This window comes from Cryobacterium glaciale, from assembly GCF_004402535.1.
In the GTDB taxonomy this organism is placed as follows: Bacteria; Actinomycetota; Actinomycetes; order Actinomycetales; family Microbacteriaceae; genus Cryobacterium; species Cryobacterium glaciale.
On sequence record NZ_SOEY01000006.1, the window covers coordinates 210945 to 223261 of the forward strand.

Here is a 12317-nt window from a genome sequence, read left to right on the forward strand (position 1 = left end):
CGTTCTGCCACTAGAACACCCGCCGCATCGCGTTGGCCACAGCCACCGCACGCAGGGGTGCTGCCGCCTTGTTCTGCGACTCCTGATACTCGGAAGCGGGGTCAGAATCGGTGACGACGCCGCCGCCGGCCTGAACGCGGGCGATGCCGTCCTTGATGGTGGCGGTGCGGATGGCGATGGCGAGGTCAGCGTCGCCGGCGAAGCCGAAGTAGCCGACCACTCCCCCGTACACGCCGCGTTGGCTGGGTTCGAGGGCGTCGATGATCTCGAGCGCCCGCGGTTTCGGCGCGCCAGACAGGGTTCCGGCCGGGAAGGTGGCGCGGAAGACGTCGATGGCGGTCTTGCCGGGGACGAGGTTGCCTTCGACGGAGGAGACCAGGTGCATGATGTGGCTGAAGCGTTCTATGCGCATGAACTCGGTCACTTCGACGGATCCGGCCGTGCAGACCTTGAGCAGGTCGTTGCGGGCAAGGTCGACGAGCATAAGATGCTCTGCGCGCTCCTTGGGGTCTTCGGCGAGCTCGATCGCATAGTCGGCGTCGGCATCCGGTGTGGTGCCGCGGGGCTTGGAGCCGGCGATCGGGTGGGTGAAGACGCGTTTGTCCTGCACCTTGACGAGCGCTTCGGGTGAGGAACCGACGATCCAGTAGGGGGCGCCGCCCGGTGTCTCGAGGCTGAGCAGGTACATGTACGGGCTCGGGTTGAGGCTGCGCAAAACCCGGTACACGTCGATGGGGTCTGCCGTGCAGATTTGGTCGAAGCGCTGCGAGATGACGACCTGGAACACATCACCGTCGACGATGTGCTGCTTGCCGATGTTGACGGCGGCGAGAAAGTCGTCCCGGGTGGTGCGATTGCTCGGTGCGCTCGGCGCTTGCAGGTCGACCTCGGCGAGCCAGGCTTCGCCCGGCGCGGCGAGGCGCTTCTGCAGGGAATCCAGGCGCACGGACGCATCTGCCCACAGCTCGTCTGGTGTGTCGGTACCGTCATTGAGCACGTTTGCGATCAGTTGCACCGTGCCGTACTTATGGTCGAGCACGACGAGGTCGGCGACGAAACTGAAGGACTGGCCGGGCACATCGTAATCGGCCGGAGGCTGGTGGGGCAGGCGTTCAATCTGGCGGATCGCCTCCCAGCCGATGAAGCCGACCAGCCCGCCGGTCAGCGGCGGGTGCTCGGGTAGCCGCGGGGTCTGCCAGCGGTCGAACAGGAAGGCCAGTGCGGCGAGCGGGCCGAGGGTGGCGGCGGAACCGAGGGCGCGGTCGGCGGAGACCCCGTAATCGATCCAGCGGGTGTCGTCGCCCTCCTGGGTCAACACACCGAAGGAGGAGACTCCGACGAAGGAGAACCGCGACCAGATGCCGCCCTGTTCGGCGGATTCGAGCAGAAAGCTACCCGGCAGGCCGTTGGCGAGTTTGCGGTAGATGCCGACCGGGGTTTCACCGTCGGCGAACAGCTCTCGAATGACCGGGATGACCCGGTGCGCGTCGATGAGCGCGTCGAACTGGGCGCGCGTCGTCGAGCCGGCCGTGCGCGCGCCGGTTGCGGCCGGGGTACTGTCGGTCATTCCGCAGGCCTTTCCATGCTGATTGCGCCGAGATCGCGGCCGTCGAAGCAGGTGCGCGTGCCGGTGTGGCAGGCCGCTCCGACCTGGTCGACCTGCACGAGCAGGGTGTCGTTGTCGCAGTCGAAGGCGGCGGAGTGCACGTACTGGGCGTGCCCGGAGGTGTCGCCCTTGCGCCAGAATTCCTGGCGACTGCGGGACCAGAACGTTACGCGCCCCTCCGTGAGGGTGCGGCGCAACGCTTCCCGGTTCATCCAGCCGAGCATGAGTACCTCGTGGCTGTCCCACTGCTGGATGACGGCGGGCAGCAGTCCGGCGTCATTGAAAATCGCAGCGTCGAGCTGCGCGGCTTGGACGGGACTGAGGTCGGCGCTCATCAGCGCACCAGCATTCCGGCGTCGGACAGCTCGCGCTTGACGTCGCCTATGGTCAGTTGTGCCGAGTGAAAAACGGATGCTGCCAGCACGGCGTCCGCGCCCGCCCGGATTGCGGGTGGGAAGTCTTCGACGCGTCCGGCGCCGCCGGACGCGATCACCGGCACCCGGCTGTTGGCCCGCATGAGCGCGATGAGGTCCACATCGAATCCGGCTTTAGTGCCGTCGGCGTCGATCGAGTTGACCAGGAGTTCCCCGGCACCCAGTTCGATCGCCTGCCGGGCCCAGGCCACGGCATCCAGATCGGTCTCGGTGCGCCCGCCGTGGGTGGTGACGACAAAGCCGCTCTCGGTGCGCTCTGAGCGTTTGACATCGAGGCTCAACACGAGTACCTGGGCGCCGAACCGGTCGGCGATTTCGGCGATCAGGGCTGGTCGGGCAATTGCCGCGCTGTTCACGCCGACCTTGTCGGCGCCGCTCGCCTGCAGGCGGGAGACGTCTTCGACGCTGCGAATGCCGCCGCCGACGGTGAGTGGAATGAACACCTGCTCAGCGGTCGCCCGCACGACGTCGTAGGTGGTCGACCTGTTGTCGACCGTCGCGGTGACATCGAGGAAGGTGAGCTCGTCGGCGCCCTGCTCGTAGTAGCGGCGGGCGAGTTCGACCGGGTCGCCGGCGTCACGCAGGTTCTGAAAGTTGACCCCCTTGACGACGCGACCGTTGGCCACGTCGAGACAGGGAATGACGCGCACGCTCAGGCTCATCGCTGGTTCTCCTCCGATGTTTCTTACAGGCGGGCGTTGTGAATGGTGGTGACGAGGATGGCCCTGGCGCCGAGGGCGTAGAGCGCGTCCATCACGTTGTTCATGTCGAGCCGGGCGATCATGACCCGCACGGCGGCCCACTCGGGGTCGTGCAGCGAGGAGACCGTCGGCGATTCAATGCCGGGAGCGAGCGCTGCGGCGGCGTCGAGCAGGGCGACCGGGATGTCATAGTCGAGCAGCACATACTGGCGCGCGACGAGCACACCCTGCAAGCGACGGAGCAGGGTGTCGATTCCGGCCTTGTCATTGGTGGAGCTGATCAGCACGGCGGTGGATTCCAGGATGACCGGTCCGAAGATTTCGAGGCCAGCCTTGCGCAGCGTGGTGCCGGTGGAGACGACGTCGGCGACGGCATCCGCTACGCCGAGCTGCACTGCGGATTCAACGGCGCCGTCGAGTTCGACGAGGTCGACGGTCACCGAGTGCGTGGCGAGGAAGCGTTCGACCAGGCCGGGGTAGCTCGTCGCGACCCGCAGGCCATCGAGGTCTTTCAGTTCAAAGAAGCGGCCGGCCGGCCCGGCGAAGCGAAAGGTGGAGTCACCAAAGTCGAGACTGGCGATCTCCACGGCCTTCGAGTGCGAGTCGAGCAGCAGATCCCGGCCGGTGATGCCGACGTCGAGGGCGCCGGATCCGACGTAGGTGGCGATGTCGCGCGGACGCAGGTAGAAGAATTCGACCCCGTTGCGGGGGTCGGCGGTGACGAGGTCGCGCGGGTCGCGGCGACCGGTGTAACCGGCCTCGGCGAGCATCTGCGCTGCGGTTTCAGACAACGAGCCCTTGTTGGGCACGGCAATTCTCAGCATGGGGGTACTCTCTCGGTTTCAGTTCACACGACTAGTCAATGATGCGGGCCAGCACAGGCGCCGGCGCGGGTCACAGATGTCGGTAGATGTCGGCCGGGGAGAGACCTTTGGCGATCATCATGACCTGCAGGTGGTACAGCAGCTGGGAGATTTCAGCGGAGGTTTCATCATCGCTCTGGAACTCGGCGGCCATCCACACTTCGGCGGCCTCCTCGACAATTTTCTTGCCGATGGCGTGTACGCCGGCGTCGAGTTCGCGTACGGTACCGGAGCCCTCTGGACGAGTGCGGGCCTTGTCGCTCAGTTCTACGAAAAGGTCATCGAATGTTTTCACGACTCTAGGTTACCCGCCCCGTGACGGTGGCCGACCGCGCGCTCGCGCAGCAGGGCGATCTGGGCTGCCGGATTCTCGGCTCCGAATACGCTCGACCCGGCCACGAAGGTATCCGCGCCGGCCGCTGCTGCGATCTGAATGGTCTGAGCGGTGATGCCGCCGTCGACCTGCAGCCAGAGGTCGAGGCCGCTAGTGTCGACGGCCCTGCGCAGCTGCGCGAGCTTGGGCATGGTCGATTCCATGAAGCTCTGGCCGCCGAAACCGGGTTCGACGGTCATGACGAGCACTTGGTCGAATTCGGGAAGGAGCTCGAGGTACGGCGTGATGTCGGTGCCGGGCTTCAGCGCGATACCGGCGCGGGCACCGATTTGGCGCAACCGACGGGCCAGCGCGACCGGTTCGGTCGTGGCCTCGGCGTGGAAGGTGACCGAGTAGGCGCCGGCCTCTGCATAACCGGGTGCCCACCGCTCGGGGTCGTCGATCATCAAGTGGATGTCGAGCGGCAGCGGCGAAACCTGCTGCAGGCGTTCGACCATGCCGAGCCCGAAAGTGAGGTTCGGCACGAAGTGGTTGTCCATGATGTCGACGTGCACGAGGTCGGCCGAGCGGATGCGCCCCAGCTCGCTCTCAAAGTTGGCGAAATCGGCGGCGAGGATGCTGGGGTTGATGCGGGTGGCCATCCGTTCAGCCTAGCGCTGGGTGTGTGGTTGTTCTGTGGCGGTTCGTATTGCTGGCAGGACGGTCACCTATCCTCAGATGATGGAACGATCGGAATCCCCGGATTCTCCCGGGACGAGACCTGGGTCGCGGCGGCGGCGCATTCTCTTCGCTTGCGGCGCTGTCATCATCGGCATGGGGTTGGCGGTTCATTTCACTATCGAGGGGCCGGTGGGCGATTTCGCTGCGGACGCCCTGTACGCGGTGCTGGCCTACCTGGCCGTGTCGTTCATCGCTCCACGCCTTCGACCCCAGGGCACTGCGACAGTTTCCTATCTGGTCTGCGTGGCCATCGAGGCGGCCCAACTCTCCCCCGGCCCGGCTGCCCTGGCCGACGTCTTTCCGCCGGCCCGGCTCGTGCTCGGCACGACGTTTGCGCCCGTAGATCTCCTCGCCTATGCCGTTGGAGCGTTGGCAGCCCTGGTTTGCGACAGACTCATTCCGCGACGGCGCACGCGATCAATCCTGCCCACGCCGATGTAGCACCTACCCGCCGGTCGAGGCGCGAGCAACGCCCCACCCGCCGGTCGAGGCGCGAGGAACGCCCCACCCCGCCGGTCGAGGCGCGAGGAACGAGCGATCGAGACCTCGTCTTGGTGTCGCCAGATATCTCGATCGCTCGCAAGCTCGTGCCTCGATCAGCGAGGCCGAAGTCGTTCAGCGCTGGTGGGCCTATTTGTCCCAGTTGGGTTGTTCGGTGGGGGTGGCGGCGCGGTTGTGGCTGGCGGGGCGCCAGGTTTGGGTGGGGTCGTAGAGGAGGGGGCCGCGGGCTGCTGCGGGCAGGGACTGAGCGGGTCAGACTGGATACTCTCGTCAGCGTCAGCGTCAGCGTCAGCGTCGATCTCGACCGCGTTCTCGCTGGCCGCCGCGGCGGAGAGGTAGGCGTCGAAGACGTTGCCGATGATGGCGCGGTCGAGGGTGGTGAACCAGCCGTTGAGGCTGTAGCCGCCGTTGCTCAGGTTGCCGAAGGTGAGCCAGCTGCGCCGTTCCGCGGGGGTTTCGCCGGGTGCGGTGCCGTCGGGGGCGAGGCGTGCCTGCCACTGGATGCCCTGCTGCCGCAGCAGCTCGGGTGCGAAGGCGATGCCTGCTCCGGGAAGGCCCTCGGTTTCGGGGGTGATCGCGCCGGAGCCGCTCGCGACGAGGGAGCGTTCGACCCGGTCGAGGTCCTCGATCAGCACGGAGGAGCGCAGGCCGTCGAGCACTTTCACGATCACGCGGGCCTGCTCCAGCCCGAGGCATCCGCCCTGCAGTGCGTCGCCCAGAACAGGATAGGTGGGGGTGAGGGGCCGGCCGAGCAGCATCCGCTGGCCGGCTTTCTCGCCGAGCGCGGCACGCTGGCGCACCTCGGCGCGGGAGAGCCGGGCCAGGGTACAGACCAGATCCACGCCGCTGCGGCAGCCGAGTCGCCGGGCCAGCGAGACCGCCCCAGCCGCCGCTACCTCGGTCTGCTCAGCCGTTTTCATCGCGGCATTCTTAGCCACGGAAGCATCCAGGTATTCGGAGCGGCGCAGCACATCCGTGGTGGAGAGCGCCCGGGCCCCGTCGACAACGCGGCCGACACTCTCGAGGGCGAGCAGCACTCTCAACGATTCTTCGTCGCCGAGCGACCCGAATGAGACGCCACCCAATGCCGCCAACAAGATCTCCCTGGCCTGCTCCACCGCCACAATGACGGGGTTCGAGCTAATCTGACCGGGGTTTTCCATGAACATGGGCGCCGTTGCCTCCTTCAGAACAATTCTACCCCGAATCGAATATACAAGCGAGAAAATCTCAAGTAATAATTAAAGCACTTATCAACGAAATCCACTGGCGCCTGAGGCATCCGAATTGCATTGTTCGCAAGCAATCTGACGACATCAAAATCAGGCCTGACACTCGTTAAGTCTAGAAGTTTTATTTGAATTCATTTCCCCGGAGTAGATAAGAGCGACCACTCATTCCGGCTGCGACAAGGTCACCTAACTCCCGTAGCGGCTACCCAGATTGGGCGCGCGCATCCGCTCGTCGGGCCCCGGCTACGACGCGGAGCGCTGCAGCAGCGTGATGAACATGGCGTCGGTACCGTGGCGGTGCGGCCACAGCTGCACACTGCCGCTGTCGGCGGGGAGGTCGAGGTTGGCGGCGCTGAAGGACTGCACAACGGCAGCGGTGTCGAGGGCGGTCACGGTGCCGCCGGCCTTACGGACGGCGAGGGCGACGATCGCCCGGGTCTCGGCGGTGTGCGGCGAACAGGTGACGTAGGCGAGAATTCCGCCGGGCTTGAGCGCGAGCAGGGCCGCGTCGATCAGTCCGGATTGCAGCCCGGCGAGATCGGCGACGTCCTTGGGCTGCTTGCGCCAGCGCGCCTCTGGACGGCGGCGCAGGGCACCGAGGCCGGTGCACGGCGCGTCGAGCAGGATTCGGTGGAATTCGCCCGGATGAGTCTGGCCGATGGTGGTGCCGTCGACCTCCCACACCGGGATGGTCTCGGGAATGGCCGCGAGGGCGGTGCGCACGAGGGTGGCCCTGGCGGGAACGAGCTCGTTGGCCACGAGTTCGGCTCCCCCGGCGCGTGCTTCGGCGGCGAGCAGGGCGGCCTTACCGCCTGGTCCGGCGCAGAGGTCTAGCCAGCGCTCCCCCGCTACGACCGGGCGCGCCCGGCTGAGGGCGAGGGCGGCGATCTGGGAGCCTTCGTCCTGCACCCGAACGCGGCCCTCCGTTGCGGTCACGAGGTGATACGGGTCGCCGGAGTCCAGCACGAATCCGACCGGCGAGAATTCGTCGGAGAGGCCCAGCCGTTCACGGTCGGCGTCGGTGGCGAGGCCCGGCAGCGCCACCATGTTGACCTTGGCCGCCATGTTGTCGGCCGCGAGCAGATCGGCGAGCTCGTTCTCGTGACCTTCAGCCTTCAGCGACTGGCGGAAGGCCCGCACGATCCAGGCGGGGTGCGAGTACTCGGCGGCGAGTCGGTCGTCGACGTGGACCGCGCCTTCGAGCACCCGCTCACGCCATTCCTCGGCGCTCGACCGGGAGATGGTGCGCAGCACTCCGTTGGTGAAGCCGGTCGCGGAGCGCGACCCGACCTGCTTGGCGAGCGAGACAGATTCGTTGACCGCGGCGTGGGTCGCGACGCGGGTGGCCAGCAGCTGGTGGGCACCGAGACGCAGCACGTCGAGGATGGCGGGGTCGATGGCGGTGACCGCCCGGTTCGCGGCGAGGGCGATGACGCGGTCGTAGAACCCCTGCATTCGCAGGGTGCCGTAGGTGAGCTCGGTGGCGAGGGCGGCATCCGCTGTATTGAGGGCGGCGCGCTGGATACGGGTCGGCAGCAGCAGGTTGGCATAGGCGTCGGATTCCCGAACAGCCGCGATCACCTCGTAGGCGATGCGGCGGGCCGGCTGCACGAAGTCGGCCGGGGCCTGGCGGGAGCGGGCGGCGCCAGCCAATGCGGCGCCGGCCGCTCTGGAGGTTCCCGCGGCGGCTCGACCCGTGCGGGTGCGATCGTCGCTCATGATGCGGTCACCGATTCTGCTCCCAGTCCGCGCCACCAGTCGTTTGCCGTCATTGCTGTCTTTCCGGCCGGTTGAACGCGCAGCAGAACCAGCGGTTCGGTCTGCGTGCCGACGAGCACTGTCTTGTCGCGCTGCAGAATCGTTCCGGCAGGCAGGTTGGGTTCGAGGGCGCTGGGAGCGACCTCGAGAAGTTTCAGGACGGCGCCGTTGACCGTGGTGAATGCGCCCGGTTCGGGCGTCACCCCGCGAATGCGGCCGTAAACGGATGCTGCCGGCTGCGCGAAATCGATCCGCGCGTCGTCGCGCACCAGTTTGGGGGCGAGGGTCACCTCTCCGGCCTGTGGCACGGCCCTGGCGGTTCCGGCGGCGAGTTCGTCGACGACCCGCATGAGTAGTTCGGCCCCACTATGACTGAGCTCTTCGAGAAGTATTCCCGATGTGGAATGTGTGCCGAGGGGCTGGGAGAAGCTACCGAACACGGCGCCCGCATCGAGCTCGGGCACGAGCTGGAACACGGCGGCGCCGATGTGCTCATCGCCGGCGATGACGGCGCGCTGCACCGGGGAGGCGCCACGCCAGCGCGGCAGCAGTGAGAAGTGCAGGTTGATCCAGCCGAGGCGGGGAAGGGACAGCAGGGGTTCACGCACGATTCCGCCGTAGGCGACGATGACGCCGAGGTCGGGTTGCAGGGCACGGATGGACTCGGTCGCTTCAGCGTCGAGCCGGTTGGTCTTCAGTACCGGGTATCCTCGCTCTGCGGCAGCCTGGGCGACCGGCGACGGGGTGAGGGTGCGTTTGCGGCCGAGCGGGGCATCCGCTCGGGTGATCACGGTGACGATCTCGTGATCGGTGCCGGCCAGGGCCAGGAGGCTGGGCAGCGCGACCTCGGGCGTGCCGGCAAAGACGAGTTTCATTTAGAGCAGCTCCGGGTCGTCGAATCGAACTTTAAGTGTAGGTGCCGGTTGGAACGATCCGGACTTCGGCTTGCGGCGCCGGGCGGCGTTGCGTACGACCGCAGCTTTGAGTGCGTGCGCCACCTCATCGCCGCGGGCGTAGCCAAACCGTACGACCGCCCGCACGAGGGGCGCCTCGGTGTCGACCGGGCCGAGGATATCGAGGCCGTCGACCGCGCCCAGGTCGGTCAGGGCGGCATCGACGTCGGCGGCGGTTCCGGTGACGGAGGCAACCCGCACGGCCGGCGGGAAGCGCAGCTGGCGGCGGTCGGCGAGCTCGCTGGCGGCGAAGATGTCGGGGCGCCAGGCGTTGAGCGCGCGGGCGAGGGCGCCGCCCACCCCGGCGAGCAGCACGGGAGCGCCGGGTGCGGCCAGGGCGGCCGCGTTAGCCCACCAGCGCAGGCAGTCCTCGCCGACGCGCAGCGATTCGCGGGCGAGCATGCGTTCACCGTCGAGGACGAGGATGGCCCGGTACCCGCCGGTCGGGACCGGTTCGGCGCCGCGCGTGGCGATGACGAGGGCTGGTTGGGCGCTCAGGGTTTGAATCGTGTGCTCGCCGTCGGCGACGATGACGCGCGCGCCCGGAAAAGCGCGGCCGAGTTCTTCGGCGGTGCGCCCGGTGCCGAGCGTCACCACACGCAGTGTGGTGCCTTCGCAGTGCGCGCAGGTCCAGCCGGCGGCGAGGGCGCCGCACCAGCGGCAGGACGGCACCGCCGAGGCAGACTTGAGCCCGAGCGGCCCCTGACAGTGCGTGCACCGGGCGGCCTTCTTGCAGCTTTGGCAGGCGAGCATGGGCGCGTAGCCGGGGCTTGCGACCTGCACAAGCACGGGCCCGTGGGCGAGCGCCTCCCGGGCTGCCTGCCAGGCAGCCGAGGGGATGCGGGCGGCGCGGGCCTGCTGGTCGGGCTCGGACTGAAAATCGGTGGGGATAATGCGCGGGTGGCGGTCAGCGGCCGGGTACACCTCGCTCAGGTAGCCCAGCTCGACCAGGCGCTGGGTTTCGACGCTGCGCGAGTGGCCGAGCAGCACGAGGGCGCAGTCGCTGTCTTGCTGACGTACCAGGGCCGCGTCGCGGGTGTTGACGTAGGGGCTGAGCGGCTCGGTGTAGAGCGGGTCGCCGTCGTCCCAGACGGCGATGAGGCCGAGGCGGTGCGCCGGGGCGTAGACGGCCGAGCGGTTGCCGAGAATGATGCGCGGCGCCGGTTCGAGGCAGGCCAGGAAGGCCCGGTATCGGTCGGGGTTCGGCTGGCGGGCATCGACCCGGCTCAGCGGGAGCGTCGGGGCCAGCTGGGCCAGGGCGGCCTGCACCTGGTCCTGGTCGCGAAAGTCGGGCACGCAGAGGATGGCGCTCTGCCCGGTGCCGAGCGCAGCCACGGCGAGTTCGGCCAGGGTCTGTGCCCAACGGCCGATGGTGGCGCCGTCATCGAGCTGCACGAGTTCGGGGATCGCCGCGACGGCGACCCGGTGGTGTTCCATGATCGCGGTGTCGAGGCGGCCGGTCGGGTAGCCGACGAACGCCGGGGTCGCCAGGGCGGGTGCCTGCGCCGGGCCGGTCTCCGCCTCCGAGGACGAAGCGCCTGGCGCAGCCTGCGCGGCCAGCCAGGCCTTCTCGACCCGTACCTGCCGCGGCGGCACGGCGAGACGGATGATGTCGCTCGCGTTCCCGGCGGCCCGATCCGCCAGTCGACGCGCCAGTTTCCACACCGCGGGAGTCAGCACGACGGCCGTGGACACGACCGAGTCGAGCGGACTGAGGGCACCGCGGTAGGCGGCATCCGTTTGCGAAGCGGACTCCGCTCGCGGATCGAAGACCTCGATCACATAGGCGTCGACCACGCGCCCGCCCGAGCGAAAAGGTACCTTCACGCGCACGCCAGCGGCCACCTGGCCGACCAGTTCGGCGGGAACGCCGTAGTCGAACAGGTGGTCGAGTTGCGGCAAGGGGGAATCGATCAGCACCCGTGCGACGAGGCCGGTGTGCGTCATGTCTGCGCCGGTTTCAGAGTCCGGCGGCGCGGATCAGGTCGTCGACCTTGTCGAGCCGCTCCCAGGTGAAGTCGGGCAGCTCGCGGCCGAAGTGGCCGTAGGTGGCCGTCTGTGCGTAAATGGGGCGCAGCAGGTCGAGCGAGTGGATAATCGCAGCCGGACGCAGGTCGAACACCTCGCGGATCGCTGCGGTGATCTCCCGGTCGGGCAGCACTCCGGTGCCGAAGGTCTCGACGTACAGTCCCACCGGCGAGGCCTTGCCGATCGCGTAGGCGACCTGCACCTCGAGGCGTTCGGCCAGGCCGGCCGCGACGGCGTTCTTGGCGACCCACCGCATGGCGTAGGCGGCCGAACGGTCGACCTTGGACGGGTCCTTGCCGCTGAATGCACCGCCGCCGTGGCGGCTCGATCCGCCATACGTATCGATGATGATCTTACGTCCGGTAAGCCCGGCATCGCCCTGCGGACCACCGATTTCGAAGCGGCCGGTGGGGTTGATCAACGTCGCGAGCGACGAGGAGTCGAGATCGATCTTGTCAAGCACCGGGCGAATGACGAGCTCTTCAACCTCGAGGCGCAGCTGCTCGGTCGAGACGGAAGGAGCGTGCTGGGTCGAGACCACGACGGTTTCCACGGTTCGCGGAATGATGCCGTCATAGCCGATGGTGACCTGGGTCTTGCCGTCCGGCCGCAGGTAGTCGAGTTCGCCGCTCTTGCGTACGAGGGCGAGGCGTTCGGCCAGCCGGTGGGCGATCCAGATGGGGATCGGCATGAGCTCGGGGGTTTCCCGGGTGGCGTAGCCGAACATGATGCCCTGATCGCCGGCACCCTGCCGGTCGAAGTCGTCGAGGCTGGACTGCTCGCGGGTTTCGAAGGCGTTGTCGACGCCCTGCGCGATGTCGGGTGACTGTCCGCCGATGGAGATCTCGACGCCGCAGGACCGGCCGTCGAACCAGACGTCGGAAGAGTCGTAGCCGATGTCGGTGATGCACTTGCGCACGATCGACGGAATCTCGACGTAGGCCTCGGTGGTGACCTCGCCAGCCACGTGCACGAGACCAGTAGTGACGAGGGTCTCCACCGCGACCCGACTGTGCGGGTCGTCGGTGAGCAGGGCGTCGAGGATGCTGTCGGAGATCTGGTCGCAGATCTTGTCGGGGTGACCCTCGGTGACTGATTCCGAGGTGAAGAGGCGAAGATCGCTCATCTGGCCCGTTTCTGTAGAAGTTGAAAAGTTACGTATTGAAAACGTAGTTGTGAATAAAAAC

12 protein-coding genes are annotated in these 12317 nt (G+C 67.6%); 1 reads left to right on the forward strand and 11 read right to left on the reverse strand.

The window, feature by feature from the left end; all coding sequences use genetic code 11:
- Positions 1–10: 10 nt before the first annotated feature.
- The 6 genes from E3O06_RS02720 to rpe all read right to left on the reverse strand — a co-directional run bounded on the left by E3O06_RS02720 (position 11) and on the right by rpe (position 4579).
- The gene (locus E3O06_RS02720; RefSeq protein ID WP_134501471.1) at positions 11–1567 is read right to left on the reverse strand and encodes an anthranilate synthase component I; all 1557 of its coding nucleotides are present in this window, start codon (positions 1565–1567) and stop codon (positions 11–13) included.
- The gene (gene hisI, locus E3O06_RS02725; protein ID WP_134501472.1) at positions 1564–1941 is read right to left on the reverse strand and encodes a phosphoribosyl-AMP cyclohydrolase; all 378 of its coding nucleotides are present in this window, start codon (positions 1939–1941) and stop codon (positions 1564–1566) included. Before hisI ends, E3O06_RS02720 begins: the two co-directional genes overlap by 4 nt.
- On the reverse strand, positions 1941–2702 hold the full coding sequence (gene hisF / locus E3O06_RS02730) for an imidazole glycerol phosphate synthase subunit HisF (protein ID WP_134501473.1): 762 nt from the start codon (positions 2700–2702) through the stop codon (positions 1941–1943). Before hisF ends, hisI begins: the two co-directional genes overlap by 1 nt.
- Before the next feature lie 23 nt (positions 2703–2725).
- Positions 2726–3565, reverse strand: a complete 840-nt coding sequence (gene hisG, locus E3O06_RS02735; protein ID WP_134501474.1) for an ATP phosphoribosyltransferase — start codon at positions 3563–3565, stop codon at positions 2726–2728.
- Positions 3566–3635: 70 nt separating this feature from the next.
- Positions 3636–3899, reverse strand: coding sequence for a phosphoribosyl-ATP diphosphatase (locus E3O06_RS02740; protein WP_092107778.1), 264 nt, complete (start codon positions 3897–3899; stop codon positions 3636–3638).
- On the reverse strand, positions 3896–4579 hold the full coding sequence (gene rpe, locus E3O06_RS02745; RefSeq protein WP_134501475.1) for a ribulose-phosphate 3-epimerase: 684 nt from the start codon (positions 4577–4579) through the stop codon (positions 3896–3898). The genes E3O06_RS02740 and rpe overlap by 4 nt, the downstream gene beginning before the upstream one ends.
- A 208-nt stretch (positions 4580–4787) precedes the next feature.
- On the opposite strand from rpe, the gene E3O06_RS02750 reads away from it, so the two are divergent.
- Complete coding sequence (locus tag E3O06_RS02750) at positions 4788–5099, forward strand: ribosomal maturation YjgA family protein (protein WP_166788076.1); 312 nt, start codon at positions 4788–4790, stop codon at positions 5097–5099.
- Positions 5100–5254: 155 nt separating this feature from the next.
- Here E3O06_RS02750 and E3O06_RS02755 read toward each other — a convergent pair whose 3' ends face one another.
- The 5 genes from E3O06_RS02755 to metK all read right to left on the reverse strand — a co-directional run bounded on the left by E3O06_RS02755 (position 5255) and on the right by metK (position 12256).
- Positions 5255–6328 (reverse strand): DUF222 domain-containing protein, encoded by a 1074-nt coding sequence (locus E3O06_RS02755; RefSeq protein ID WP_134501477.1) that lies wholly within the window; start codon positions 6326–6328, stop codon positions 5255–5257.
- A 306-nt stretch (positions 6329–6634) separates the two neighbouring features.
- Entirely contained in the window at positions 6635–8110 is a 1476-nt protein-coding gene (locus tag E3O06_RS02760; RefSeq protein ID WP_134501478.1) for an RsmB/NOP family class I SAM-dependent RNA methyltransferase, read from the reverse strand.
- Complete coding sequence (gene fmt / locus E3O06_RS02765; protein WP_134501479.1) at positions 8107–9024, reverse strand: methionyl-tRNA formyltransferase; 918 nt, start codon at positions 9022–9024, stop codon at positions 8107–8109. Before fmt ends, E3O06_RS02760 begins: the two co-directional genes overlap by 4 nt.
- Positions 9025–11049, reverse strand: a complete 2025-nt coding sequence (locus E3O06_RS02770; protein WP_134501480.1) for a primosomal protein N' family DNA-binding protein — start codon at positions 11047–11049, stop codon at positions 9025–9027. It abuts the gene before it with no gap.
- 13 nt (positions 11050–11062) lie between these two features.
- A complete protein-coding gene (metK, locus tag E3O06_RS02775) occupies positions 11063–12256 on the reverse strand; it encodes a methionine adenosyltransferase (protein WP_134501481.1) in 1194 nt (397 codons plus the stop codon).
- Positions 12257–12317: the final 61 nt, after the last annotated feature.